Source organism: Dyella kyungheensis (genome assembly GCF_016905005.1).
GTDB classification, from domain to species: domain Bacteria; phylum Pseudomonadota; class Gammaproteobacteria; order Xanthomonadales; family Rhodanobacteraceae; genus Dyella; species Dyella kyungheensis.
In genome coordinates this window covers 16,345-42,659 of the sequence record NZ_JADIKC010000005.1, presented here as the reverse complement: position 1 = coordinate 42,659, position 26,315 = coordinate 16,345, and the positions used below count along the sequence as shown (strand labels likewise).

The 26,315-nt window shown below is 63.9% G+C and carries 27 protein-coding genes and 1 other RNA gene; 10 read left to right on the top strand and 18 right to left on the bottom strand.

Annotated elements, in window-relative coordinates:
- Positions 1-31 precede the first annotated feature (31 nt).
- Positions 32-523: an SsrA-binding protein SmpB gene (gene smpB / locus ISP20_RS11535; RefSeq protein WP_204636250.1), complete on the top strand. Its 492-nt coding sequence runs from the start codon at positions 32-34 to the stop codon at positions 521-523.
- Here the strand turns inward: smpB and ISP20_RS11530 are convergent.
- Positions 515-1,027, bottom strand: coding sequence for a GNAT family N-acetyltransferase (locus ISP20_RS11530; protein ID WP_204636249.1), 513 nt, complete (start codon positions 1,025-1,027; stop codon positions 515-517). The two genes, smpB and ISP20_RS11530, sit on opposite strands and share 9 nt — an antisense overlap.
- 110 nt (positions 1,028-1,137) lie before the next feature.
- On the opposite strand from ISP20_RS11530, the gene ssrA reads away from it, so the two are divergent.
- Positions 1,138-1,489: a transfer-messenger RNA gene (gene ssrA, locus ISP20_RS11525) on the top strand.
- A gap of 125 nt (positions 1,490-1,614) precedes the next feature.
- Here the strand turns inward: ssrA and ISP20_RS11520 are convergent.
- Positions 1,615-1,860, bottom strand: coding sequence for a hypothetical protein (locus tag ISP20_RS11520; RefSeq protein ID WP_204636248.1), 246 nt, complete (start codon positions 1,858-1,860; stop codon positions 1,615-1,617).
- A gap of 145 nt (positions 1,861-2,005) precedes the next feature.
- Entirely contained in the window at positions 2,006-2,851 is an 846-nt protein-coding gene (locus ISP20_RS11515) for an SAM-dependent methyltransferase (protein WP_275586804.1), read from the bottom strand.
- Positions 2,852-3,399: 548 nt separating this feature from the next.
- On the opposite strand from ISP20_RS11515, the gene ISP20_RS11510 reads away from it, so the two are divergent.
- Complete coding sequence (locus ISP20_RS11510; RefSeq protein ID WP_239535731.1) at positions 3,400-4,272, top strand: hypothetical protein; 873 nt, start codon at positions 3,400-3,402, stop codon at positions 4,270-4,272.
- 515 nt (positions 4,273-4,787) lie between these two features.
- Here ISP20_RS11510 and ISP20_RS11505 read toward each other — a convergent pair.
- Together ISP20_RS11505 and ISP20_RS11500 are read right to left on the bottom strand one after the other, a co-directional pair.
- A complete protein-coding gene (locus tag ISP20_RS11505; RefSeq protein ID WP_204636247.1) occupies positions 4,788-5,138 on the bottom strand; it encodes a hypothetical protein in 351 nt (116 codons plus the stop codon).
- Positions 5,135-5,278 (bottom strand): hypothetical protein, encoded by a 144-nt coding sequence (locus ISP20_RS11500; RefSeq protein WP_204636246.1) that lies wholly within the window; start codon positions 5,276-5,278, stop codon positions 5,135-5,137. Before ISP20_RS11500 ends, ISP20_RS11505 begins: the two co-directional genes overlap by 4 nt.
- A 502-nt stretch (positions 5,279-5,780) precedes the next feature.
- Between ISP20_RS11500 and ISP20_RS11495 the strand changes: the two genes are divergently transcribed.
- Positions 5,781-6,110 carry a hypothetical protein gene (locus ISP20_RS11495; RefSeq protein ID WP_204636245.1) on the top strand — a complete coding sequence of 110 codons (330 nt, stop codon included), beginning with the start codon at positions 5,781-5,783 and terminating at the stop codon, positions 6,108-6,110.
- Between the two features lie 224 nt (positions 6,111-6,334).
- On the top strand, positions 6,335-6,862 hold the full coding sequence (locus ISP20_RS11490) for a hypothetical protein (protein WP_204636244.1): 528 nt from the start codon (positions 6,335-6,337) through the stop codon (positions 6,860-6,862).
- Here the strand turns inward: ISP20_RS11490 and ISP20_RS11485 are convergent.
- On the bottom strand, positions 6,843-7,073 hold the full coding sequence (locus ISP20_RS11485) for a hypothetical protein (protein WP_204636243.1): 231 nt from the start codon (positions 7,071-7,073) through the stop codon (positions 6,843-6,845). The two genes, ISP20_RS11490 and ISP20_RS11485, sit on opposite strands and share 20 nt — an antisense overlap.
- A 134-nt stretch (positions 7,074-7,207) precedes the next feature.
- Between ISP20_RS11485 and ISP20_RS11480 the strand changes: the two genes are divergently transcribed.
- Entirely contained in the window at positions 7,208-7,825 is a 618-nt protein-coding gene (locus tag ISP20_RS11480) for a TetR/AcrR family transcriptional regulator (RefSeq protein WP_204636242.1), read from the top strand.
- Here the strand turns inward: ISP20_RS11480 and ISP20_RS11475 are convergent.
- Entirely contained in the window at positions 7,813-8,367 is a 555-nt protein-coding gene (locus tag ISP20_RS11475) for a hypothetical protein (protein ID WP_204636241.1), read from the bottom strand. The genes ISP20_RS11480 and ISP20_RS11475 overlap by 13 nt on opposite strands.
- A 187-nt stretch (positions 8,368-8,554) precedes the next feature.
- On the opposite strand from ISP20_RS11475, the gene ISP20_RS11470 reads away from it, so the two are divergent.
- The gene (locus tag ISP20_RS11470; RefSeq protein ID WP_204636240.1) at positions 8,555-9,139 is read left to right on the top strand and encodes a TetR/AcrR family transcriptional regulator C-terminal domain-containing protein; all 585 of its coding nucleotides are present in this window, start codon (positions 8,555-8,557) and stop codon (positions 9,137-9,139) included.
- A gap of 26 nt (positions 9,140-9,165) precedes the next feature.
- Here the strand turns inward: ISP20_RS11470 and ISP20_RS11465 are convergent, their stop codons facing one another.
- A complete protein-coding gene (locus ISP20_RS11465; RefSeq protein ID WP_204636239.1) occupies positions 9,166-9,588 on the bottom strand; it encodes a hypothetical protein in 423 nt (140 codons plus the stop codon).
- Between the two features lie 187 nt (positions 9,589-9,775).
- Between ISP20_RS11465 and ISP20_RS11460 the strand changes: the two genes are divergently transcribed.
- Both ISP20_RS11460 and ISP20_RS11455 read left to right on the top strand, forming a co-directional pair.
- Positions 9,776-10,414, top strand: a complete 639-nt coding sequence (locus tag ISP20_RS11460; protein ID WP_204636238.1) for a glutathione S-transferase family protein — start codon at positions 9,776-9,778, stop codon at positions 10,412-10,414.
- Positions 10,415-10,828: 414 nt separating this feature from the next.
- Positions 10,829-11,596: a bestrophin-like domain gene (locus tag ISP20_RS11455; RefSeq protein ID WP_204636237.1), complete on the top strand. Its 768-nt coding sequence runs from the start codon at positions 10,829-10,831 to the stop codon at positions 11,594-11,596.
- 6 nt (positions 11,597-11,602) lie between these two features.
- On the opposite strand, the gene ISP20_RS11450 is transcribed toward ISP20_RS11455, so the two are convergent.
- Positions 11,603-11,941, bottom strand: coding sequence for a hypothetical protein (locus ISP20_RS11450; protein ID WP_204636236.1), 339 nt, complete (start codon positions 11,939-11,941; stop codon positions 11,603-11,605).
- 18 nt (positions 11,942-11,959) lie between these two features.
- The gene (locus ISP20_RS11445; protein WP_204636235.1) at positions 11,960-12,223 is read right to left on the bottom strand and encodes a hypothetical protein; all 264 of its coding nucleotides are present in this window, start codon (positions 12,221-12,223) and stop codon (positions 11,960-11,962) included.
- Between the two features lie 219 nt (positions 12,224-12,442).
- Between ISP20_RS11445 and ISP20_RS11440 the strand changes: the two genes are divergently transcribed.
- On the top strand, positions 12,443-14,197 hold the full coding sequence (locus ISP20_RS11440; protein WP_204636234.1) for a GGDEF domain-containing protein: 1,755 nt from the start codon (positions 12,443-12,445) through the stop codon (positions 14,195-14,197).
- Positions 14,198-14,201: 4 nt separating this feature from the next.
- Here the strand turns inward: ISP20_RS11440 and ISP20_RS11435 are convergent, their stop codons facing one another.
- The 8 genes from ISP20_RS11435 to bcsZ are packed head-to-tail and all read right to left on the bottom strand — an operon-like array spanning position 14,202 to position 26,312.
- Positions 14,202-14,399 (bottom strand): hypothetical protein, encoded by a 198-nt coding sequence (locus ISP20_RS11435; protein WP_204636233.1) that lies wholly within the window; start codon positions 14,397-14,399, stop codon positions 14,202-14,204.
- Positions 14,396-15,979, bottom strand: coding sequence for a cellulose biosynthesis protein BcsG (gene bcsG / locus ISP20_RS11430; RefSeq protein WP_204636232.1), 1,584 nt, complete (start codon positions 15,977-15,979; stop codon positions 14,396-14,398). Before bcsG ends, ISP20_RS11435 begins: the two co-directional genes overlap by 4 nt.
- Before the next feature lie 11 nt (positions 15,980-15,990).
- Positions 15,991-18,558, bottom strand: coding sequence for a UDP-forming cellulose synthase catalytic subunit (gene bcsA / locus ISP20_RS11425; protein WP_239535729.1), 2,568 nt, complete (start codon positions 18,556-18,558; stop codon positions 15,991-15,993).
- A complete protein-coding gene (gene bcsQ / locus ISP20_RS11420) occupies positions 18,555-19,361 on the bottom strand; it encodes a cellulose biosynthesis protein BcsQ (RefSeq protein ID WP_204636230.1) in 807 nt (268 codons plus the stop codon). Before bcsQ ends, bcsA begins: the two co-directional genes overlap by 4 nt.
- Complete coding sequence (locus ISP20_RS11415; protein ID WP_204636229.1) at positions 19,358-19,558, bottom strand: hypothetical protein; 201 nt, start codon at positions 19,556-19,558, stop codon at positions 19,358-19,360. Before ISP20_RS11415 ends, bcsQ begins: the two co-directional genes overlap by 4 nt.
- Before the next feature lie 6 nt (positions 19,559-19,564).
- Positions 19,565-21,328: a cellulose biosynthesis protein BcsE gene (gene bcsE / locus ISP20_RS11410; protein ID WP_204636228.1), complete on the bottom strand. Its 1,764-nt coding sequence runs from the start codon at positions 21,326-21,328 to the stop codon at positions 19,565-19,567.
- A gap of 29 nt (positions 21,329-21,357) precedes the next feature.
- Positions 21,358-25,155, bottom strand: coding sequence for a cellulose synthase subunit BcsC-related outer membrane protein (locus ISP20_RS11405; protein ID WP_204636227.1), 3,798 nt, complete (start codon positions 25,153-25,155; stop codon positions 21,358-21,360).
- Entirely contained in the window at positions 25,137-26,312 is a 1,176-nt protein-coding gene (gene bcsZ / locus ISP20_RS11400) for a cellulose synthase complex periplasmic endoglucanase BcsZ (RefSeq protein ID WP_204636226.1), read from the bottom strand. The genes ISP20_RS11405 and bcsZ overlap by 19 nt, the downstream gene beginning before the upstream one ends.
- Between the last annotated feature and the right edge of the window lie 3 nt (positions 26,313-26,315).

The following is a 26,315-nucleotide window of genomic DNA, read 5'->3' as shown; positions in this document are numbered from 1 at the left end:
ATCAGGGCAATGAGCCCGAAGTTTAACGGACATGGCCAAGCCTAAGGACAAAGACAAAAACTCGGGCGGCACCATCGCGCTGAACAAACGCGCGCGCCACGAGTACCACATCGACCAACGCTTCGAGGCGGGACTCGAGCTGCAAGGCTGGGAAGTGAAGTCGCTGCGCGCCGGCCGCATCAACTTCGGCGACAGCTACGCGGTGGTGCTGCGCAGCGAGATCTTCCTGGTGGGCTGCTCGATTCCGCCGCTGATCAGCGCATCCACGCACGTGGTGGCGAACGATCGCCGCACGCGCAAGGTGCTGCTGCACCGTGAGGAGATCGACACCCTCATCGGCGCCGTCGAGCGCAAGGGTTACACGCTGATCCCGATGGCCCTCTACTGGAAGGGCAACAAGGTCAAGGTGGAAATCGGCCTGGCCAAGGGCAAGCAGGCGCACGACAAGCGCGATGCGGAAAAGGAACGCGACTGGCAGCGCGAAAAGCAGCGCACCATGCGTTCGCACAACAAATTAGCCTGACATCCGCCGCCACGAGCCCGGTTCGCCTTCCGACAATCCCTCCACATGCTCGCGCAGCGACATGTTCATGGCGTCCACCGAAGTGCCGAAACCGAAGCGCTCATAGATGCAATGCGCGGCGCCGGTGGAGTGCAGATTGAGGGAATCGATATCCTGCGCCCTCGCCGTTGCTCCCAGCGCAGCGAGCAAGGCCGAAGCCAGACCCTGGCGCCGATGCGCGGGCTTCACGAACATATTGAGCACATACCAGCCCACGCCGCGGACAAAATAGGCCGAAGGCAGGTGCGTATACGGGTGCACCATCACGCAACCGGCCGCCCGCCCTTCCACCTCGGCCAGCCAGGCCAGCAGCCGGCCCTCGGGCATGGCCTCCTCGATCCAGCCGCGCAACTGGTCGGCAAAGCCGTCCGGCAGCTGCTGCCTGAGCTCTTCTTCCAGAAACGCACAACGCAATTCCGTCAACACACCTGCATCGTGCAGGACCGCCTGACGTATCCGCACCATGGCCGTTCCTTTCGGTGGTGATGGGGCAAACCATAGCGGCGTGGTGCCACCTTGTAGAAATCCCTCCCGACTCCATATACTGACTGACCAGCTACTGTTTCAGTTTCCCCGGGGGTGTCATGGCTTCGACGGGGGTAGTGAGATAGCTTGGTGCATGCCGAGGGGGCAGCTTTCCTCGTTAATCCAGCCGCAAACTTATAGTTGCCAACGACGACAACTACGCTCTGGCCGCTTAAGGCCTAGCCCCGAACCCACTTGTGCTCGTGCTCGTGGATGTAGGGTCATTATCACGAGATCGCCCGAAGCTGCCGCCTGTCGGTAAGGGTTAAATCAAGCAGGCTGGTCCTTCGATGCGCTTTGCACGCTGTGCTGTCGCGGGACGAGATCTAACGGCGAGCTAAGCATGTAGTACCGGGCGTCAAACGCCTTCGGACGCGGGTTCGACTCCCGCCACCTCCACCAATAACGGAAAAGCCCGGCGAGTGATCGCCGGGCTTTTTTGTTTGTGCAGCGCGTGCCCGCATGGCGTGTGCGCGAGCCGACCGGCGATTCAACGCGCACTCTCACCCCGGTTCTGCATGCGCATTTCAGGCATCGCCGTCCCACACTCCGGTGTTGTGATTGACGTGGATACCCTCCGGATAACCCAGCTCCTGCTGGAGCGGCGCACTGTCTTCCGAGGTCAAGGCAAGCTTGAGGCCTTCGCTGGCGCCCAGTTTTTCCAAGGCCTGAGCCAGATCGGACTTGGATGCATGACGCAACGAAGCGCTCTGCCCGATGGTTTCCAGCAGAACAATCGCAGGAGGAGCGGCATTAGGTATGAAAATCGGCATAGCTATATCCCTCTTCGTCGTTGACTAACAAGTGAACTGCCGGGTCTCACGCTGCACCCTATCCATTGGCTGCTCGAGAGCAACATGCGACAAGGCTATCGATGAGATTTCACGCGACCATCCAACAAAGCAAAACAGGCCAACGTCACGCGGTTGCCTGCTTTTCTTGATACAGCTTGTCCAGCGCCGCCAGGCGCTCTCTTATCGCATCGTTGTGACGTGGCCGGTCAGCGGGCGGCAACACCAGGGTTTCCTCGCTGGTGATGTCCGTTGTGGGCAGTTCCCGCAGCGTCACACGACGGATGTGGGGCTGCTGGATCGGCAGGGTCGCGCAGCGATAGATAATCGCCTCGTGATCCAACGGGTAATCCTGGGAAAGCACGTCGACCAATACCTGTCGGTATTCGGGGCCAGTGGAAAAGCGCTTGAAGGAGGTGTCGCCCACTAGGCCGACCTGCCACAGCACTAGATAGGCACGCGGATTGACGGGTATCTCGAAGAACAACAACTGGCTGGCTTCATAGTGCTGGCAGCCATAGCGGCCAGGGTCGATGCCCAGATCGGCGTACAGGCAATCCTCTGCCGAAATACCCGGCTCCATGTGTGCCTGAAACCCTTCTTCACGCGCCACCCTGATGACTTCGTGCGGCGACCAGGCAAAGATCCCCGGGTGGCCGTAGAAGACCGCGCAGACCTTCTTGCCCGCACGCACCTCGGCCATCATCACGCCGACCCATTCGCGGTACGTGACCATCCGGGATTTGTCACCCTTGCCGTAGTACGGCTGGAGACTGCGGACATCGGGATGCATGCTCTGCAGCCACAGCTCGACGATGCCATCGGAGAGCGCTGCAAAAACCACATCGGCTTGCTCGATGTGACTGCGCGCCAAAGGGCTCAGGTGCGACCCCAGGGTCATGCCGAGTCCGACGCAGGCGATGCTGCCATGTTGTGGTGAGTTCGTCGGCGTGCTCGACAACATGGAGCTCATGGGAAAAGACCTGTATGAGTATGAAGTGGATGACGTCGACGACTTCGTGCACCTGAATGTCGCAAACGCGTTGAGTACTGGTCAATAGACAGCAATTTCGTGCGCCCGAGGATAGACGTCCGCGTCTTATGCGAAGCTGCACCACAATCGAGGTCCGGCACTGACGATCCTCCCCCCGCCGCACCGGATTCGATGCTCGACACTTTGACCCCGATTTTTGACATCGACGTGAACTGACGCAGATCCCGGGGAACCCTGATTGAAAGAACCTGTCCAATCTGGCTTGTCGCAACACGCGCTGACGGCATGCGCATGTTTTGTGTCGGTCATTGGCGTGAATTAGGGGTGTGATGAGGCGTTCCGGGCGGGTCCGACATCGACAGCAGGGGGATAGTGCTCGCGGCCTGGCATTACTCGACGGGGAAACGCGTGAGACCTTGGGTCGCAGACGCTGGCGACAGCCGCCGCTGACGCGCCCGACGCTGGTGCTGGCGCTGTCTCTGGTATGCGTACTGCACGCTCTGTTCGCCGTGGCGTTATGGTTCGAGATGCAGCCCAAGCCGCAACATCCTGCGGCCGTGAATATCGAGAACGAGCGGGCGCTGATTGTTCGCCTGATCGATCGCCCCAAAACGCCGCACAGCGTGCAGCCGTCAGAGCCGCCCGCGCCGCCCGAGAAGTTGGTTCCGCCGCGGCCGGCATTGACCGCCCGCGTCCCCCCGGTCACCCGTGAAAAGCCCCGCCCTGACGCCATGGTCGTGCAGGATCATGACGTGCCTGTGCCTGCGCCTGCGACCTCCGCAGCCACGCCCTCCTCTACAAGTTTGTTTGGAAAGGACGGTTCGGTGCGGCTGCCTGCGACAGGTGTCACTTCGACCACAGCAAGCGCCACTCCCGAGCCGTCCAAGCCTGCGGACGATCGTCAGATCATGCAGCACGACAGCAACCGGATGCAGTACAAGGCCACCCGTTTCGAAAAATACTTCCCGCCGCCGAACGAGACCGCCGGTGGCGCGGTAGGACGCCATATCGGCGATGCGATCAAGGACGTCGTCAAGAGCGTTTGCGATCCCAGCAAGAGCAGCACGGCCTCCAACTTGCTGTGCGGCTCACCTCCCCCGCCTGCTTCGTCCATGAATCGCGACGAACGCCTCAACCTGCCGCCGCCCTCCCTGGCCGACAATCCGGATCCGCCCAAGGCGCCCCCGCTGTCGAGTTGTATCGACGAGTACAAGGCAGGCGAACCGTTGTCGTCCGGTTGCCCGATAAACACGCCTGACCTGGCCTTCAAGGCCGAGATGCGTGAATGCATCGACCTGTATCGAGCGGGCAAGCGGCTCAAGACATGGTGCCCACTGGATACGCCCAAGCGCGCAGAAGCGGAACGGCCAGAGGACGCCCCGGGCACGGGTGTGCACTGATCAGCGTCGATCGCGCGTAACCTGCAGATCGACACCAAGCCTTGAATGGCTTCGTCCGAGGATGCGCGTCATGCGCCCCCTGGCCGCCCGGGCCTCACTCAGCGGGAACGGGCGCCTCGGACCGTTGGCTGCCAGAAGCGAGTCACGCCATCCAGCACATCGCGCCGAGATGTATGCAGCCCGCGGAGCTGAATCACGACAGTGCGAAGCGCACGCACGCCAAACCCCAGTGCCCAGAGAGCGAGCACCGGCAGGAACAGCACAGCAATCGAGTAGATGTGTATGAACAAAGCAGATGCCCTCGCTCAGCAAGAGAGCCCCGAGCTAGGACTCGGGGCTCTGGCGGCATTCCCTGCGTCTGGGTGACGCAGTCAAACTTGAGGAAACACCACATTGCTGCGGCAGCTCAAACGTAGGTCAGATCATTCGCTGAGAGCGATAGCAGCCTACTCGGTCTCCGGTCAGCATCAGACCACTGGCGGCGTACGGTTAGACCTACCCTCGACGGAGTTCCCTCAAATGCTCCAGAGCGCGATGAAGGCCACGCTCGAGACCATCACTACCGCATGGAGGATGCATGCCCCATTTAGCATCCCGAGCGACGCCCCCGCCCTGCGTCGGCTGAGTGCGCGTTCCACCAATCCGAACACCAAACAGATGAAGGAAGTTGTCACCAGGACGATGACAAGGGAGAAGGCCACAATGAAGCGCGACATGCTCTCCCATCCGTCGCCATGAATGACCGCGAAATCCGCGATGAGCGTCGCCGCCGCAACCACACCTTCGACGCAACCGATGGCAAGCAACCCGCGGCCGCGCGGCGCATTCGAATTATCCGTCACGCGTCCACCACCGGTATCGATCATTTGAAACGCGCAATGCCATCGAGGGTGTGCTGCTGACGCTGCCGCAGTTCACGAAGCCGATAGTGCTTCTCCACCACCCGCCGAAGAGGTCGATCGATCGCGAGCACGATGAGCAACAGCACGCAGACATCGAACAACATCACACAGGCCTCCACGCATAAGGAACGGGCCCCTAGTCGGGGCCCGGCCAACCAAAAAAGCAACGGATGCATCCGTGTGCGCCGTTGCCCTCGCCTCCCCAGCGGGTCGGCATGGTCATCGTGGCAATCGGCGATCGGAAAGAACATCGGATGTTTCCGATATCACTCCGTCATATTGCGGAACGAAGGCAGCACCTTTTGAGGGCCCTGGCGGATGGGCGACACCTCGGCTAGCCAGCCACCTACTCGCCAGAAGGTAACGCGCAAGTCGGGGAAGAGCGGCATTCCAGCTGTCGGGACGGAGTGAGACAGCCCGAGCTTCGCGGTCCCTTATGAGGGGGGGCAACGCGCAAGCGCGTCATAGCAAGCTGCGTAGAAGAGCTTCCAGACCATCAGTTCAGCCGCAGTCGATCGGACGAGTCCGATGGCGGAATGAGCGGCACCGTGAAACCTTCGAGACATGTCACGGAATTTTCTCCATCGGCGCCCGCCAAGGTCACTCATGCACAAGAACACGCGCGCCACGGACGGCCTGCCGTCATCCCGTCAGTGCACGGGCCTGGTGCGAAAACGGCGCATGCGGCCCAGCGCATCGCCCGCCCGAATTCTGAAGGTTGCATACGACATCGCCATCATGGCGAATGAAATGGACCGCGTTGTCGTCGTGTTGACGCCCGAATGCGAGCTGCTTCTGTTCGCGAATGTGGAAGAGCTGACGAAGGAAAAATATCCGTTCGAGTGGCTGGTCGGCTGCTACACGCGCAATTTGAGACCAGGCGACATCGCGGATGATTTGCAGGCGCGCCTGGCAGAGCTTTTAGCCAGTGGGTAGTGGCAAGCGGGTCCCACGGGGATTGCCATTCGGCCCGGGTAAGCGCTTACGGCCAAGCAAATCGTCAGGGCAGGTTCGATTCCTCTCGATTGCTGACTCGTGGACCATCGCACATGACGTGAAGCGAGTCCGGAAATTCTCACAAGTGGATTGAGAAGCGCTGGGCTTTGCGTCACGCGATAGCTGATTCTTGTGCGGGGGTTGGTCGCTATTGATGGAGGCCAATGCCAGCGGTCGTGAAATCACGCCGGAAAAACCGGGGAAAAGCGCACATTCCGACCCAGTTCTTTGCAGTCCAGCATACGAAGGATTCCGATCGAACTGATCACGGATTGCGGCAATTGCAGGACACCCTGTTGGCCGCATCAATAACGCGACGCCCCTTCCCGCGTAGCTTCGCTGTTTGTACCCTGAAAATATCCGCCTTCCACTGCGAATCTCGCAGGTCGTTCCAGGCTCATTGCTGGCAGCATGAAGTGACCAAGGAAGTCATGAAAAATACCAAGGATGTCTCGCTGGGTCCTTTCGCCGGAACGTTAACCATAATGGGCAGCGCCCTGGTCCGTGACAGCGACCCCAAGGCTGTGATGCTTGGCCATGCAGCGTTTGCATGTTCTGTGTTGCTTGCAGGGTGGCCGCTGCTGCGCTGGCGACGAACGCGCCAAGTTCTCCGAACCATGCAGGACATGACGCCGCAACAACCTCAGGTAATCGTCCCAGATCCGACCGACGTCAGGTCACCTGATCCGTAATACGAACATGCGCATCGGTGATATGAAAGCCGTACTCCGCAAGATCGTCGCAGCATTCGCGTGAGTCGATGCCGGGCATGGCTCGCTCGCGATCGAGTTCGGCCGACTTGAGGTAAGTCCAGGGTGCGAATCGTTCCGGCAAATTCGCGCCCGCCTTGTCTGCCGTGACGCCAAACACGCGGCCCGGACCGCGGAAAACATGTACCAGCATCTTGCCTCCCCCTAAGCTTGAGAATCGATGGTGTGCCGCTCGTTGGCGAACTGTCTTTGCGTCACCCGCATTGATTTCCGGGCATCGCGTATATTGACTATACTAACTGTATATCTAATTTACAAGGGGAGACCATGGCGACTCGCACCTATACCAGCCTTGTCCGTACCGCTGCTGCCGCCGAGAAGCGCGAACGCGCGATCCAGGCGGCGATAACGCTGCTGCGCGATTCGGAAAGCGCGGCGAATTTCTCGCTGGACACCGTCGCGAAGATCGCCGGTGTAACGCGCCTGACGCTGTACAACCAATTCGGATCGCGCCGTGGCCTGCTGGAGGAAGCCTTTGACGACATCGCGGTACGCGGTCGCCTGGGACGCCTGAAGGGCCTGCAGACGCTGGCGGATCCGCATGAGGGCATCGCCCAGCTGGTCGAGATCTGTTGCGACTTCTGGGGCAGCGATCCTGCGCTGATACGCATCTATGACGCGATGGTGCTCGATCAGGAATTCGAGCAATCGCTGACCGAGCGCAATGAGCGGCGCCGCCAGTTGATCCAGCTGCTGATTCAGCGCATGGCACCGCGAGCCGCTAAGCGCGAGAAGCTGCGCGATACCGTCGACCTCATCTTTGCGCTGACGAGCATGGCCATGTTCCGGCTGCTCGTCCCAGGCCGATCGCCTCGTGAAGTCGGTGCCTTGATCCAATCGTCCGTGGCCGCGGCACTCGATCGGCTCGACCGTCAGCGCACGTAAGCATCCGTGGCTTGCATGGGCGCGTGTGCCCCGGCCGAGTCCAGCGCACCGGCCTGTCCCTTCGTGGGGCGCAACAACAGATAGAACGCCGTGACATGCGTGATCATCAGTAACGGCACGTAGATGATCGGGATAACGTAAGCCGCTCCCAACTCCCCTGCCACCGAAGGAAGAGCGGCGCGGACGGCGTGGAAGTAATCGAGCAGAAGATCGGCCATGCCCACGATGTTGAAAGCGACGACGAAGCTCCAGAACAGCGGCCGCACTCTCACGCTGAGCAAGGCGAGCATGGCCAGTACGCCGGTGGCCAGGTCGGCGTAGGCGGCAAACGAAGCGAAGCTCGTCGGAAGATGGGCCCCGACCACACCGGGCACCGCAAAGACCAGCCCGAAGAAGCGAAAGCTGTGCAGCGTCGCGATGACGCGGTGCGCGTCCTCGTGTCGCAGGGATCGCAACCGGGGCCACAGGTAGGCGCGGAAGCAAAGCAGCCAGGCGAGATAACCCAGCATGAGCTGCAGCGTGAAGATATGGGCGGTAGACACGTGGATTCTCCTTCGCCGTGGGTCGCGATGGCTCAGTGCATTGGACGCCCCGGCGGCGGTGTATCGCGCGGGGTCGGCTGACTTCTCTTGTCGGTACCGATGGGTACCATGCTACGGTACCGCCAGGTACCAGCGCAAGAGGAACTTCGTGAAAGAGCAACCAGATCAGGCATCCGGCTCACGGCCCGTGCGCGAACGCATCCTGCACGCCGCCATGGATACGTTCGTGGAGTTGGGCTACACGGGCGCGAGCACGTTGAAGATCGCCACCCGGGCGCAGGTTTCCAAACGCGAGTTGTATGCGCTGTTCGGCACCAAGCAGGCGATGCTGGCGGCGTGCATCGCCGATCGCGCGGGCCGCATGCAGTTGCCCACCCAACGACCACCTCGCCATCGGGACGAGCTGGAGACGCTGCTCGCCGGGCTGGGCGCTATGGTATTGCGCGAGGTCAGCCAGCCTGGCGTCATCGCTGTCTTTCGGCTCGCGATCACGGAAGCCCAACGCGCCCCCGAAGTGGCGGAGACACTCGAGTCCGCGCGTCGATCGGTACGCGAGGCCGTCCGCGGCATCACCGAGCAGGCGCGATCCGCCGGACTGATCGACCCACAAGCACCGCGCGATATGGACGTCCGTTTCCTAGCTCTGCTCTGGGACGACCTGATGGTAAGTCTGCTGCTGCGCCTGCGCGAAGCGCCGAAGGCCACAGAGATCGAACGACGTGCCAAGCGTGCCGCCGAAGAGTTTCTTCGGCTGTATGGCCCGTCATCGTAAGAGCAACCCGAGAGCCCTTCGCTGCATCACTTCGTCGACGACTCGTGCAACCGCTTTATCGCGGCGGCCAATACAGCGGCGTCCTTTACATTGATCATGAGGGTGCCGTTCGTGGTGGTTCCGTTAGGCCCCATGTAACTGCGGTTCGTACCCGAAGCGGATGTGTCGATCAATTCCACCCACTCTTCGCCGTTCTGTCGAACGGGTCGCAGCGTGACCACCCGGGTCGAGCCGTCGGACATCGTGACCCGGCGAGTGAACTGTCCGGAGAACACCTGGCCCGGCACAAGATTGCTGCGAATTTCGTCGATGGACACCACATAGGCGTGATCGGACGGCTCGTCCGCGGAGCCTCCTGGCGCGGCAACCACGAACCCCGCAGCGACGGTTGCCGCGCCTGCCGCAAAGCCGGCCAAAACAAGCAAGAACGACCGATTGCGTAACGCCATCGTAGCCTCCCGACCCGTGATGATGATTGCAGGACGGCCGCCAACAACGCTGGCCGTTACAGCCCACATTCCATGGAATGCCGAACGGAAGGCTACCCTATCGCAGGCGATGCAGAATATGTTCTCCAACATATTTCGTGGCGTCGTAAGCTCGTACGGCATGCCCTGATGCCCGATGGAGATTCCGATGGCCGAGCTGACCGTTACCACGTTCAAGTGGGTTCCCGAATGGCCGCGTGGCCACGTACGCGATCTGCGCGTGCGCTGGGCACTGGAGGAAGCCGGATTGCCGTATCGGGTCGCCAGTGTGCCGTTTGAAGGCCGGGATGCCGATCATCTCGCCCATCAGCCGTTCGGTCAGGTGCCTTGGCTTACCGACGGCGATATCTCCATTTTCGAGAGCGGTGCCATCCTGCTTCATCTGGGTCTTCGCAGCGAGGCGCTGATGCCTTCGGATCCGCGTGGCCGTAGCCAGACCATGGAGTGGGTGTTCGCCGCGCTCAATTCGATGGAGATGGCGACCGTGCCCTGGTCCATCTTCGTGTTCTCCGGCTACAGCGATGAAACACCGGAGTGGAAGCGTCTGGACGATTTTGTGAAGCTCAGGCTCAACCATCTGGAACCGATCCTGGCGGAACGGGAGTGGCTGGCGGATCGCTTCTCCGTCGCGGATATCGCCATGACGGAAGTGCTGCGCCTGGTCGAACGCCTCGGCGGACTCAAGGTGTATCCCGCTTGTCGCGAGTACATCGCGCGCGCCACCGCTCGCCCTGCGTTTGTGAAAGCGCTCGCGGATCAGATGGCCCACTTCGCCGCGGCGGATTGAACGCGGGTCTGGTGCATGTCTTTTCCCGCTCAAGGCGACGGAACGATCGGGAACCGATTTCGTCAGTGATGACGGAATATTTGTCGATCATCGACACGCCATGACGATGTATTGCGCGACGATGTGACATTCGGTGGATCGTCATGCATGCCACTGACGTCCGGCACGGTTGCCCATGCAAAGGCTTGAGGATAATTGCGCTGCCCCCACTGGGCACCTATGGAGGGGCGGTTGCGTCCCAAGCTACCCCGCCTCAGGCGTGGCCGTCCCCTCCACCTTCGATGATGCGGTCGCGTTGGCGTGTGGCGGCAGCTATTCCTGGATGCCGCTATCCACTTTCTTCACTTGTGCTGCACGAGGATCGCATCGGTCCGCGGACGCGTGGTGCATCCGCGGTCAGCCCAAGGGGATGTCATGGCTTTCGCACTCAACCACCCGCTGATGGTGTTTGTCATTTCGTTCGTCGTCTTGTGGCTCGCCGAGCACCTTGGCGCCTGGTGGGCGCAGCGACGTCCCGCCACCGAGCCCACATCGGGCGAGACCTTCGGCGTCGTGCAAGGCGCCACGCTGACGCTGCTCGGCTTGATCATCGGCTTCAGCTTTTCCATGGCGATCAGCCGCTACGACCAGCGCAAGAATTACGAAGAGGCGGAAGCGAACGCCATCGGCACGGAATATGTGCGGCTGGACCTGCTTCCGGCTGCTGACGCAGCGAAGCTGCGCCCCTTGCTGGTGAGCTATCTGAAGCAACGCATCGTGTTCTATGAAACCACCGATCGCGACAAGCTGCCCGCGCTCACCGCCGCCAAGAACCAGCTGCAGTCGAATCTGTGGAGCGCGGTCGCCACGCCAGCCCACGAATCACCCAATCCGCTCACGGCATTGGCGGTATCGGGCATGAACGATGTGTTGAATTCGGAAGGCTATACGCAGGCGGCGTGGTGGAATCGCATACCGGTGGCGGCATGGTTGCTGATGGCAGTCATCGCGCTGGGCTGCAATCTTCTGGTGGGTGTGGGTTGGCGCAAACGATCGTCGGAACCGGGGCTGCTGCTGGTGCTCCCGTTGGTGGTCGCCGTGTCCTTCATGCTGATCGCGGATATCGACAGCCCACGCGGTGGACTGATCCGGGTCAGTCCGCAGAATTTGAAAGCGCTTCTGGCGACGTTTCCCGGCGCGTGAAACGCGTCATTCGGGACCGTCGATCGCCACCACCTGCGCGGAGTGGTCCACCTCGCAGTGATAGAGCGACGTCCGCGCATTGAAATTGGCAGCGAAGGTAAGCTGGCTGCCGATGGTATTCGACTCCTCGCCGACCAGGCGCCATCCCTCGATCTCGCCTTGCAGCGTCGGCCGGATCTGCGCCTCGCAGGAGGCGATCTGCCGTTGATGACGCGTCTGTTCCGCCAGCGCCATCTCGTCCACGGGCCGGTGCCAGCGATGCCAGCTCGCGACCCCGAGCAGGCCTCCTACCGCCGCCACGGTGAGCAGGGTCCGAACGATACGTCGCTTATGACGTCGCTTCATGGGGTGCGCGGAAAACGATCAGCCGTCGTCGTTGGCGCTGGCGGCCATGTTCAGCTTGTAGGCATTGGCACGGGTGAGGATGGCGATCGCTTCGCGAAAGATCTTTGGCACCGGCGCCGGCAGATCCTCCTGTTTCTGGCAGGCGGCGAAGTCGCCTTCGGCACCGGCCAACAGTTCGTCGATCAGGCCCGGCTCCTTCATGTCCATGCGTTGAAGCAGGCTGAGCAGGATGTAGGAGCACGCATGCGCCTTGGCGTCCGCCGGCGTGAATTGGTGGGCCATGATCGACACCTTTGAGCGCGTGGAAGTCACCTGCGAATGTACCGCTGAACCGCGCCGCGCGCGATGGGGCCGCGGCCATCTCGTCGGCTCCCCAGAACGCCCCCACGAAGCCGTCACGAGCCGCCGCCGAGACTACGGGCCACGAAGCAGGGGAGCGGACGAATCGGCGGCACTCCCACGCTCGTCATGACCCACCCGCTTCCGAGGCCATGCACATCGATGCCAAGGGCAGCACCACCCGGCGAATCCATCCATCGGCGCTTCCGCACCGTTGTCACCATCGTGTACGTGGTGATGGTGGGACTGATGCTGTGGCAGTTCGCGCAGCAATGGCGGGGTTACTGGGATGCCAGAGAGGCGCAGAAGGAATTTCGGGTGGTCAGGGCCGCCTTGCAGGCGATGGCGGCCGTGTCGAACGAGCGGCGTCCTACGGTCGCCGTGCTGATGCTGGAGGATCCCGAGCCCCGCCGATGGCGCGAGGTGATGCATTCGGCGCGAAGGACTACCGACGGGAACATGGACGAACTGGGAGGCGCCGTGCGCGATCCGGCCTGCAGGAATTGCGGCGCGCTCGTACCCTCCTGGCAACATGCGCGCGCCCAGCTCGCCGAGGCCCGGCAACGCCTGGACGCCACGCAACAAGCCGCCCGCAATGAGGAGGACCTCTTCGCCGGGTTCAACCAGATCGTCAGCGTGATTCCCCAGCTGTCGTCGATCGCGCAGACCAGCGCTACCGGCGTGATCCGCGAAAACGCCGATGTGCAGAGCTATCTGCTGGTCGCCCGTCTTTCGGGCGTGCTGAGGGAACAGGCGGGCGTGGTTGCCCAGCAGTTCGCCCCCGCGTTGCTGCGGCAACGTCCGCTGACCGCGCAGGAAGCGCGGGATATTGCCGGCACCATGGGCAAGATCGAACAGTTGCGGCAAATGTTGCAGCCCAGCGTGCGCGTGCTTCCGCCTGCCCTTCTGCTGGACTATGCCGAGGTCGAGCAACGCTACTACGGCGAGGCAGTGCGCCTGCTCGACGAGCTCAGGCAGCAAGCGGCGCTGCCGGAAGGCCCCAGCATCACCCTCTTGCAATGGTCCGACCGCTACGGTCCGCTGGTTCCACCCATCGACCGCTTTCGCGACAACGCCCTGGCGCTGGCCGGCGACACCATCGACAGGAGCCTGCGTTCACACCTGCTCTATCTGCTGGCCAGCGGTCTCATTGCGCTGGCGCTGACCGTGCTTTTGCTGGTGATGCTGTGGCGCTTTCGCATGAAGGTGATACTTCCGTTTTCCGAGGCGCAGCGCTTCATCCTCGCGGTGGCGTCGGGTGACATGGCGGCTGAGCTGCCGCGCGAGCACTACGGCAGCGAGGTGCGCGACCTTTTCAACGCACTCAACGTCTTGAAGGAAAGCGTGCGGAAGCGCCATCAGCTGGAACGCGAACGCACCCGCCTGATCGGCGAACTGCAGACCATGGCCGAGACCGATCCGCTGACCGGCCTGCTCAATCGCCGCGCCTTCGAGAGCCGCGCGCGCGTGCTGCTCGCCGACAAACGCAGCGGCGAGGCAGTGGTCGCGCTGATGATGATCGACATCGATTTCTTCAAGCGCGTCAACGATAGCTACGGTCACGACAGCGGCGACAAGGCGCTGGTGACGCTCGCCACGCTGTGCCGCGACACGGTGCGTTCGGAGGACATCGTGGCGCGCTTCGGCGGGGAGGAATTCGTCATCCTCCTGCGCGTGCAGGCAGCGACGCAGGCGCGAGCGCTGGCCGAAACCTTGCGCCAACGGCTGCATCAAACCCAGGTCACCTGCACCGACGGCCAGATGTTTGGTTTCACCGCGAGCGTGGGCATCGCTTTTCGGGTACGCACGGGCGATACCTCGCTGCGCGTCGACGAGTTGCTTCGCGAAGCCGATGACCTGCTCTATCGCGCCAAGGAGAACGGGCGCGATCGCATCGAAATGGCCGCGAACGCTTGAACGGTCAACGATCCGCGGCGGGCGGCTCGTCGGGATAGAGCACGTCCGCCAGCAGCGGCCAGCGCTTCCTGGCGGCGAGCCAGACCTCCTGGGCCTGGCTGTCGTAATAACGCGCGAGATCGACGCCCTTGACGTAGCTCGCATAGGTTTCGATATCGCTGGGCGACATCCTGGCGTGCGGGTGCTGTGGCGCGGCCATCATTTGCCCTCCATCCAGACGCCGTCGGGCGTGTGGATCACGTAACCATTGGCGGTGCCCATGGTGATGGTGTTTTCGTTCTCGCCCACCATGCGCGTCTGCGGCAGGTCGTGGGCGTACTGATCGAGTGCTGGCGCGTCGGCCTTGAACGGGCTGTTGGCTACCAGGTTCGACATCAGCTGCGCGAGCGCCAGGTAGCTGGTGGGCGTGTCGATCGAAATGGCATGGCCCGGAGCCGACTTGCCTGCCGCCAAACCGATCAATTTCACTCCGACGGGAACGTGGATGATCCGCGGTGTGGGAATTTCGCGCAGGCCGGAAATCTGCCCCGCGTCGCCGCGAAGTGCCGCACCGTGCTCGGGCACGAAGATCACCACGGCCTTGCGTCCGGAACGCGCGATCACCTCGGTGAAACGGTCGATATCGCCCAGCAGCCGGGTCAGTCGGATCGGGTAGGACTGCAGGCTGGTGAGGTTGCTGTTGGGCAGGCGGTTGCCATCGTGCATGCTCACCGTGTTGTAGTACAGCGCAACCGGTCCGCCGCCCTTGGCCGTGCGGTCCTGGTACCACTTGGCCAACGCATCGTAGTCGTCGACCAGCGGCGAACCGTCGAATTCGCGCATGAACGGCGGCAGGCCTTCGATCGATTGTGGCTGGATGCCCGGGCGACCGATCTCGCGTTCCACGATGCCGCGGAAATCGTCGAAGCGCCCGTTGTGGTTCAGCATGAACTCGACGTCGTAGCCGGCGGCCGCCAGGTCGGCGAATACATGGCAGTCCTGCGGCGCAGCGCTATACAGCTCGGCATGGGCATCCTGGCCGCAGGATGCACGCAGCAGGCGAATCGCCGCCGGACCGCTGTAGCTGGCCGCACTGCTGAAATTCTTGAAGACGTAGTCGAATTTGCCCAGCAGCGGGTTGTCCCGCATGTTGGAGACGTCGAGGTCGTCCCACGACAGCGAGCAGATGTGGATGACGATGATGTCGAACTGCGCGGCGGGATCATTGCTCATCGGAAAGAACGCCACGCGCCGGCTCTTCTCCGCGTGATGGAACGCGGCAAGCTGTTCGTCGTAGCTGCCACCCGAGCCATCCGCCCCCGCATTCGCGATACCGGCATCGGCCCTCGGATTCACGGCATACGTGGACGCTGAGCTGGATTTGGCGATCAGCGTGCCCATCCCTTGCCATAGCGGGAAGACGATCAGCGCCAGCAGCACGAACGTGGTCACGCGCACCCAGCGATTGACCACGGCGTAGACCAGTACGACCAGCAGGGGCACATAGACCATCGCCGGCGTGAACGCGCGGCGCGCCAACTCCATCATGTAGGTCGGCGAGAACGAGGCCAGCGCCGGGATCTGCTTGAGCAGGTAGCCGAACGGCGGCAGCCTGGACTCGTGATAAAGCAGCGCCGCGCCGACCAGCACGGCGAGCACCTGCCGCGTGACGCGCTGCCACCGCTGCTGCAAGGGCACCAGCAGCGCCAGCGCGAACAGCAGGTTGAGCCACCATGCCGGCTGGATGCTGCCCACCGAAAACAGGTAGAGCTTGGCGATGAAATAGAGATTCCACAGTCCCATGCGTTACTCCGTTAGCCCGACTGGCGCGGTCGGCGCAGCACGGTCGCCTCGACGGCATCCAGTCCGGCGTCGAACAGACGAAGCACGCCCTGGTAGCCCATCTCGATCACTTCCACAAAACTGTGCAGCGGCGCATCGGGAACCAGTTCCTCTTCCCAGCGAACCCAGGCGTCTGCGCGGCCGAACGTGCACTGGATCAGCTGCGTCTCCCGTTCATGCGACCAGTCCTCGAATTTCAGCCCCAGGTGCACACCGTTGTTGCGCGCCACCACGGCTGGAAAGTAGTAGTCGATGTCGCCGCGCGACAAGGCCACGCCCAGCGCATGGCCGCGTTCCATGACTAGTTCCTCCGGCAGCACGATGCCCAGGCCGCCGGTGGAATAGTTCTCCGTGCGGCAGGCAATGGTCTTGCCGTTGGGCAGCACCAGCGTGGCCGGCACGCACAAGGGCACGTGGTGCGATACGCGCACCTGCCTCGCCTCCTTGGCCACGCCCACGGCGGCGCCCAGCATCGCCACGTTGAACAAGGCCCACACCATGTTCATCAGCACGGTGGCCGGCTCGTCGCGTTGCGTGGTGAACATGCGCACGATGCCCGCCACCAGCGCGGCGATATTCACCGCCAGCAACCACACGTACGGCTTGGAGGTGGCCCAGTCGAGGTACTCCTGTTCGATCAGGCCGCCCTTCGCGGTGACGTTGAACTTGCCCTTCTTGGGGTTGATGAAGGCGATCGTGGTGGGCAGCACGGTGTACCACGCCAGCACCGATTCGTAGACCTCGGCCCAGAACGAGTGGCGGTACTGTCCCTGGATGCGCGAGTTCGCCAACCCCGAGACGAACAGGTACGGCAACACATAGGCCATCACCGAGATCGCGTCCGCGCCGAACACATGCAGGCCGAAGAACAGATAGGCGCACGGCATGAACAGGAAGATCAGCCGCGGAATGCCGTAGAAGAAATGCAGCATCGCGTTGCTGTAGCAGATGCGCTGGAAGAAGGTGAGGCCCTTGCGCAGCCACGGATTGTCGAGCCGGAAGATCTGCGCCATCCCGCGCGCCCAGCGGATGCGCTGGCCGATATGCCCGGACAGGCTTTCCGTGGCCAGCCCGGCCGCCTGCACGATGCGCAGATAGGCGGTGCGGTAGCCGCGCCGGTGCAGCTTGAGCGAGGTATGCGCATCCTCGGTGACCGTCTCGATCGCGATGCCGCCGATTTCCATCAGCGGCGCCCGGCGGATGACCGCGCATGAGCCGCAGAAGAAGGTGGCGTTCCAGAAATCGTTGCCGTCCTGGATCAGCCCGTAGAACAGGCTTCCCTCGTTGGGAATGCGCAGGAAGGTGTCGTAGTTGCGCTCGAACGGGTCGGGCGAGAAAAAGTGGTGCGGCGTCTGCACCATCGCGCACTTGGGATCGGAAATGAGCTCGCCCATGGTGGTCTGCAGGAACGACCGCGTGGGAATGTGGTCGCAGTCGAAAATGGCGATGAACTCACCGCTGGTCATCGCCAGCGCATGATTGATGTTGCCGGCCTTGGCGTAGCGGTGCTCCTCGCGGGTGAGGTAACCCACGCCCACCTCGTTGGCGTAACGATGGAATTCCTCGCGGCTGCCGTCGTCCAGCAGGTACACGCGCAGCTTGTCGCGCGGCCAGTCCATGCTCTTGGCCGCCAACACTGCGGGACTCACCACGGACAGCGGCTCGTTGTAGGTCGGGATATAGACATCCACTGTGGGCCAGCTGTCCGTGTCTTCCGGCAACGGCTTGGGCTGACGGTTCAGCGGCCATGCGGTCTGGATATAGCCGAAGAACAGCACGATCCAGGTATAGATCTCGGCCGCGAACAGCAGATAGCCGAAGACGGCCTCGACCGGTGTGGCGAAGATCAGCGTCTGCGTGATGCGCCACCACATGTAGCGTCCCGTCATCAGGATCGACAGCGAGACCATCAGCATGGTCGGCCAGCGACCGGGAATACGCCGCACGACGATCATCACCACGCTGACGGCGATAAACAGGCGGAACTGCCCACCGATAGGCAGCGGCGTGGTCCAGAACCCCACCGCCACCATGGCAGCCAGCAGCAGGATCACCGGCTTGAGATGAGGCACGCGATCCAGTCCGGACGACCACACGTTCACGCGTTCGCTCACGCGCGCCCAAGGCACCGTGGGCAACCGCGACGACACCGCATGCCCAGCCCGACCGACGACGCCATAGGCCGGCGCCAGCCAGTGGCCGATACGGCCCAGCAACATCGAACGACGACGCGCGCCACGATGATGTCGCGCGCTGCGCAGATTCGTTGCCAGATGCGCACGACGGCGGCGCTGGCGGAAGAACACGCGCTTGAGCCAGGTCGCATGGCTTTCGTTCTCGCCCAAAGCCAACTCCGAGCGCAGATAGCGCCCCAGGCGCTCGGCCCAGAGCGCTGGCCAATCCCGTTGCCCCGGTGGCGGTGCGCGAAAGAGCAATCGCAGCAGCCATGCGCCGCGCCCTGCCTCGGCCTCCACGCCCAGTCGCCGCGCCAGCGAGTGCCGCACGCGCGACCATTTCGGCAGGGCCGCAGCCGGCTTCATGCGGAGCCCCCCGCTGTTTGCGCGCCGCCGGCGTAGGCCTGGCGAATCCAGTTGGAAAGCCATGTCGCCAGGCCATGCATGTCATGCGCCGCCTGCGAATGCGGTGCGCTGTGCACGAAGCTTTCGTCGCGGGCCAGGGCTTCGGGAATGCCCGAATCCGCGTGCACGCGATAGGCGGACAACTCCGCGCCCAGGCTGCCGCGCAGCAACGCGAGGATGTCGGTATGCAGCTGCGATGCCGGCGACACGGCATTGGCTACGTACACGGCCTGCTTGCCGAGCGCCTTCAGTTCGCTGCGCAGGCGCGGCAACGTGGCACACGCCAACGGCTCGGGCGGAACCACCACCATCACCAGATCGGCCGCTGTGATCGCCTGCGCCGCATGCACCGATGGCCAGGTGGGCGTGTCGACCAGAGCCACGCTGTGCCCCGCCAGATCGACGCGGGCCAGCAAATCGCGCAACCAGGTCGCCTGCAGGTGCAAGCCCGTGGCGATGGCGGCAGCCGTGTCCGCATCCGGTCCACGACCATCGCCGCGCGCCCCGCCCCACGGCAACCAGAGCACGCCATCGTCCGTCTGCAGCGCCGCCTCGCTCCAGTCGTCGGTGGGCGACAGCACGTGCGATACCAGGCCTTGCCGCGCCGGCACGCGCTGGCCGCAGTAAAACGTGAGCACGTTGCGCGGATCGCATTCGACCGCCAGCACGGCGTGCCGACGCTCGGTCAACAGACCCGCAAGCGCCGCCGTGAGCATGCTTCGGCCCGCGCCGCCTACTGGGGAAACGATGGCAATCGTCTTCATGCTTTTCTCCCGCCGCCTCCCTGACGTTTGCCAAGAATCACCAACCCTTCCAGCTGCGGCGGCAACTGGACGGAGCGGCGGCGCAGCAGCGAGCGCGAACGCGACAACAGGGAACCCACGCGCAATCGCCACCACAGCCACCACAGCGGCGCGGCGAGAATCAAACCCCAGATGAAGTAACCGAAGAACGTGTTCATCTGCCCTTACCTCTGCACTTTCAGCGGCAGCGATGCCGGACGTGGCGGCCGCCGCGTGGCGGCTGTCGCAACGCCCAGGGTGTCGGCCGCCGCAAGGATCGGTAGAACGCCTGGTTTCGCGTCGCTAATGGATTCGCTATCAGCGTTCGGCTCGGCCACCTCCATAAGCGGTGCGACGGGCTCGGCAGGCGCGACCAGGCCGGTGTAATCGGGCGGCGGCAGTTCGGCGATTTCCTCAGCCAGGCCATCGAGCGTGGAGTAGATGGTTTCGCGGTCGCCGCAACGCAGCTCGCCGCGGAACAGTTCGGACAACGGGCGTTCGAACACTTTCTCCATCGCCTGGCCGGCGTATTCCACGTGGCAGGCAAAGAAGAACACGTACAGGCTGTCGCCGCTGGCGGTGCACAGATCGCCGGTGCGACGGACGCGACAGGCCTGCAGCGCATCGATGCTGGCCACATCGCGTTCCAGCGGCAGACGCAGCAGCACGTTCGGCAGCCGAATCGGGCGGCTGCGCTCCACTGCCTCGCGCACGAGTTGAATGAAGCGATGCGCCGGCACGTAGCCGGTGGTGGAGTCGCGCATCGCGGCCGACAGCGCACTGCGATAATCATCGGGCACCGGCCGCGAGAACAGCTGGCCCTGCACGCCGTCCACCGCTATCTCCACCTGGGCCATCGGCATGCTGCGCGGGATGATGGCGTTGGCGCCCAGGGTCAGCATCAGCAGTTCGTAGCGGATGCTGACGTTGTCCTCGCGAATGAGGATCTTCAGCGCCTTGCCGCACTGGCGGCGCAGGAAGTTCACCTGCTTGGCCAGCGTCGCCAGGCTCTCGTTGATGCCGTAGTGCAGGATCACGGTCGCGGCCACCGCGCGGCTGGCCGCCGAGGTCAGCGCATCGTTGTCGGGCAGCACCTGCCAGCCTTTGGGCACCACGCGTTCACGCGCCACCGCGCCGTGCGCCACCATCACCACGCTTTCATCGGGCGCCAGCATGCCGATGCTTTCGCTGCCTTCCTGGTCGGCGTCGAGTACGGCCACCAGGCGATGGTCGTGGCCGGAGAAACGCAGGGGAATGGATTCGTTGGCGGACAGCGCACCGCGATGGTCGCGCCAGAACGCCACTTCCCAACGGAACTCGCCCTGCTCGTGCACCAGCTGCGCCGCGCCGGCGAACTGGATCTGGAAGTCGTTGAGCGGCCGGAAATCGCCGCTGTGTTCCACCAGCGGCGGCAGCATCACCAGCAACACCGTGTGCCGCGTCTGCGCGCACCAACCGGCGAGCGCCGCGCCCTGCCGGATCAGCGCGGCACGGTCCTGCCAGGCGAAGCACGCGGCCACGCCCTCCACCAGGAACTGGCTGGCCGGCGTGCTGCATTGCGCGGACAAGGCCTGCAGCGATTCCATCAGCACATCGCAGCCGTCGCGATCGGGCGGAAGATGCAAGGAGCACACATTGGCTTTGGGATGCACCGCGCCGGCGTGGTCGATGTCCATGCCATGCTGGCGCAAACCATGCGTCACATCCTCGGCCGAGCGCGTGGAGATCACCGTCACCGGCGTCTGTAGCGCGTTCGCTGCCGTCTTCCAGAACAACGCATCGCGTGCCGGCGAACGACTCGCGTACACCGCATACACCTGCCCCGTGGCCAGGGCCGACAACGACGAAGGCAGTCCTTCGATGGCCAGCGACTGATTCAGCCGCAGCCGTGCGCGCGAGGTCGCCCGGTCGGTCGGTTCGGAAGAGGAAGGAGGAGGAGGATTCGTCACGGCGTGTCCCTGGGTTTCAGCTCACCGGTTCAATACGCGGAGTACGGTTTGACCGGGTCGGGCGGATACGGCACCGGCAGCCGCTGCCGATCGAAGAAGTAACGAAGGTAGATCGTGCCAAGGTTGGGCGCGTAATCGCGTGAACGATCGAGCTTGAAGCGCGAACCGATCACCCAATGCGGAGTGAGCCGGTATTCCAGCGCAGCAGCCACCGTATAGCTGAAACCGCCGCCGGAGCCGGTGCCGAAATAAGGCGTTCCCAGATCCGCCGCGGCCATGCGCGCCACCGCCTGCTGTTGCAGGTCGGGCCGCGTGGGGAAATACGGCGCATCGTCCTCGCGGGTGGAGGAGTTGCCCAGCGAGGCTTCCACCTCCCACGCCCAGCGCTTGTAACGCCCGCTCCAGTCCAGCGGGAGGGATGCCGAGAAATAGCGACCCGGGCTGTAGTAGCCGCCGTTGCCGAACGTGTAGAAGTGCTGGTTGTTGGCGTAGTGCCAGTAGTTGATCACCAGCCCGCTGGAGAAGCGCTGGTCGGTGCCCACGTACACGGGCCAGTCGATGCCGGTGCGTACCTTGAATTCGTGATTGGTCTCGGTGTTGTCGCCGGTGAGCACGCCAAAGCCCACCGAGGCGAACACGGTGGTGATGCCCACGTCCTGCGCGCCGCGCACGGTCATGCCGCTGCGCACGACACCACCCCAGCTTTCGCCGGTGACCGGATCGTGGGCGCCTGCGTACGAGACCAGGCTGCTGGTGACGGGGCGACGCGAGACGTCCACGGTCACCGACGAGCTGTAGAAATCGTGCCGGTAGAGAAAGCCGCCGAGTACGTTGTTGACCGTGAATCCCACCGGCGAACTGCCGACGTCGGCCCGCCAGCTGTTGCTCGCACCGCTGAAATCGTAGCCCGCAGCGAACGCAACGCCCTTGTCGGTCTGGTCGAGTGGATGCAGACCGGCATTGCCGAGCGCAGCGATCTTGCCGAACTGGTAGGCCGGATCGATACGGTCCGCCGGCAAGGTGCCTGCATTGAGCAACACCGTATCGGCATGGAAGAAATAGTGTCCGCTATAGCCATCCGGAATGCGCAGATAGACCGGTATTTCGGTGGCGTCTAGGCGCGACATGCCGCTGCTGCCCGACTCGTTGGACTGGATGACCGCCGTGGCGACCTGCCCTTGCCGCCGGTCCTCCAGGCCTTGCAGAGCGCGCTGCGCCGAGGTGAGTCCATCCTCCGTACTCGGCGTCTCGCCTTCGCCCTGCTCCTGCGACACAGCGCTCCGATAGAGCTGTGCGGCATCCTGGTAATCGCCCTGCGATTGCGCGATGCGGCCCGACTGCAAGGTCACGTCGGAACGATCGGGATACTGCGCCCGCAACGGATCGATCACCTCGCGTGCCTGCCCGTTGCGCCCGATCGCGGTGTAGCGGCGGGCAACGGCCAATCGCGTGTCGACATCCTCGGGCGCGGTATCGGCCAGTACCTGGTCGACGATGGCCTGCGCTGCTTTGCGGTGCCCCATGCGCTCTTCCATCCGCGCGATGGTGAGGCGGGCGTCGGCATCGCCGGGATGGTCGTCCAATACCTTGCGCGCGAAGGTCTCTGCACCGTGGTAATCGCGATGCGCCTCGCGCAGGTCTGCCTGGGCAAGCAGCCAGCGCTTTTCCTTATTGCTGGCCTCGGGCACCTCGTCCAGCGTGCGCTCGGCGGTGGCGAGATCGCCGGCATCGATCTGACGCGCGGCCTTGCGCAGCGACAGGCGCAGCAGTTGGTCGTCGAACTGCGCCTGCTGTTCGGCGGTGACGCCCGGATGCTGGCGCGCATCGGCAATCCACGCCCGCCATTCCTCGTCGCGATCGGCCGCACCGAGCAGTTCGCCGTAGCGCAGGCGCACGCCGATCGCCGGATCGTCGGGATGCGTGGTCAGCCAGTCGCGCACCAGCGCCAGGCCCTTGTCGGGCTGGCCCAGGGTGATCCATTCGCGCCCGACGCTGGCTAGCAGCTGGGGATCGTCGCGCACATCGGACGTCACCTGATCCAGCAGCGCGACGGCTTGCTGCCGTTGGCCCTGCGCTTCCAGCTGGCGCACTTCGCGCAGATCGCGCTGTGCCTTCAGATTGATCGCGAGCTCGCGCATGCCCTGGGAACGCTCGTTCGCCGGCACCTGCGCAAGCACGCTGCTGGCCGTGTCGATGTCGTCCAGCGAGTTGAGGTAAAGCGCGCTGGCGTAGCGCATGTCCGGCGTCGCCGTCGTGCGCAATCCATCGTCCATCACCGCGCGCCCCAATGCGGGCAATCCGATGTCGCGATACTGGCGTGCCAGCGTGTAACGCAACCAGGCGTCCTTCGGCTTTAGGCGCACGGCCTCTTCCAGCTTCAACACGGCGGAGCCGCTCTTGCCTTCGGCAATCGACTGATCGGCTTCGATGGAAAGCAGTTGCGCACGCAAGCCCACCATGGCATCGCCGGAACCGGTGTAGCGCTGTTCCGCCTGCGTGATGAGCGGCGCGATCTCGTCCGTGCGATGCGTTTCGATCAGCAGCCTGGCCAGCAGTTCCAGCGCATCGATGTCCGGGTTCTTCGCCTGAACCAGGGGACGCAGCACCGCTTCTGCTTCGGGCCACTTCCGCTGAGCCATCAGCGAGGTGGCCAGCACCTTGCTGGCGTCAGCCTGGTTCGGTTGTTGGCGCAATGCCTCGCGTGCCAGCGCCTCGCCCTGTTGCGGGTGACCCTGATCGTTGGCGGCGCGGGCCTTGGACAAGCTGCCCCAGAAGCTCGCGGTGGCCATCAGGCTGCGCCATTTGCCGGCGTTGTCCGGATCGAGCGCCAACGCGCGGGCAAACAAGGCGCGCGCTTCGTCGTGCTTGCCCTCGCGCATCTTCGCCAGGCCCTGCTCACCGATCGCTTCGCCCTGCCGCGACGTCGCCGAGGGTGGCGATGGTGTGGCCGAAGCTTCCGCCTGCGGCTGCGTGCCTTTCGCAGGCGGCACGTAGTTGGCGCCGCCTTTCTTCGCCAGCGCCGCAAGCGCTTCCTTGGCGTTGTCGTCGTCGGGCACTTCCTTGAGATAGCGCTGGTACCAGAGGTAGTACGCGGGATCGTCGCTGCCCGCGCCATTGAGCGCACGCCGCCACAGCTCAAGTGCCTGCGGGCGGTTGGCATCCTGTCGCTGATACACGCGATAGATGATCTCCAGGCCTTCCAGCCGCGTGGACGCGCGGTCGGTCAACATGTCCGCCAGCGTCAAGGCCAGGCCGAGATCGTCCGGGTTCTGCCGCATGCGCTCGCGCAGCTCGTTGAGCGCCCTGTCGCGCTGGCCCGCCCCGGACATGGCGCGGTAGTAGTCGCCGGCGAGAGCACCCGAGGGCGCGCCGCGCGGAAACAACGCCTGCATCTTCTGCCATGCCTCGGCGGACTGGCCCGTACGCATGGCCAGGCGCGCTTGCGCCAGGGCGGTCTTGTCGGTGGTGGCAAGGCGGTAGGCATCGGCCAGTTCCAGCGTTGCCGGATGCCGGGGATAGCGTTGCTGCAGTTGCTGCAGCAGCTTCCCCGCTTCGGCGGGACGGTTGGAGCTGAGTTCGATCTGTCCCATCAAGGCCAGTGCGTCCGGCTGCGCGGGATCGATCAGCAAGGCTTTTTCCACGATGCCGCGCGCCATGTCGGGACGGTTCTTGGCCTGCCACACGCGCGCCGAATCGAGCAGTTGTTTCATCTGCGGGCTGGGCGCGGCCGCATTCGCTTGTGCCAGCGCCAGCGCGGGCATCGCGCTACCGGCCATCAGCAGCACGATGGCGGGCACGAACAGGTCGCCTAGTGCAGCGCGGGACACGTCGACGTCCAGGCAGGAACCACGGCGCCATCTGCATCGAAGCGATAGAGCCCATCGAGATGACCGAGGCCGAACAACATCAATACCTGGCTGTAGTAACCCGGAGCGGTTTGCGCCGCGAGCGTGCGGCTGCGTTGCACCTGGGCTTGCGCCAGATCGCGGCGCCCCAACGCAGCGAGGTAAGGCGCCACGGCCGCGGAGAAACCGCCGTTGCCTTCGTTGCTTCCCGCCGTGCCAGTCTGCGTGTCGACGCGTTCCGGCGGAAAGCCGTGCGCGGCGACGAAATCGGCCAGCGGAGCGAACTTCTCCAGCACCGAGGCACGGGCGGGCGCATCCGCCGCCAGCATGCCCGCCCACAGGTACACGCGAATCGCGTTGTATGCGCTTTCGGCCTTGCTCTGTTCGTCGGGGCCAAAACCCTTGTCGCGCCGATAGATCACCCAGTCCGGCGAAAAGCCGTGCGGCGCGGTGTCGGTCACCAGCTTGGTGGAACTGTCGAGTACGGCCTTCCATTCCGTTTGTTGCGGCAACGCGTGGGCGAGCTGACGCATCACCTGCAGCGGCACGTAACTGGGGTTGAGCCGCCACACATCGTCCTGCGGATGAAAGCCTACCGGGCCAGGCAGAACGGTGCGGCCCAGCCCGGGCAACACCGCCGTCTCCCGCGCCGCGATGTTCCGCGCCAGTACCGTGCCCAGCGCGGTGTAGCTGCGCTCGTGCCACAGGCGGCCGGCCTCGATCAGCGTGTAAGCGATCCACAGATCGGCATCGGACGCCGGGTTGCTGTCCAGCACGCCCCATGTCGGCGCCGTGCCTTTGTTGCTGTCCTTCGCTTCCTGGCGACCCCACTGCCAGGCGGGCAGATGCTGGGTGAGATCGCCTTGCGCGAGGTTGTTCTGGGTCCAGTTGAGCACGCGGTCGAAGGTGGCGCGATCGTTCGCCACCAAGGCGAAGAACAACGCGTACGCCTGTCCTTCCGATACGGTGACCTGCTGCGGCGTGCTGGCATCGATCACGCGGCCATCGGCACTCAGCGTGTTCTGCTTGAAGTGCTCCCAGTCAGGCCATGCGCACGACGATGCCAGCGCATGGCCAGTCGCGACCATCGCGGCAACGGCCAGCAGCGCACGTAGTGGCGGCCTCAAAAGACGACGCATGCA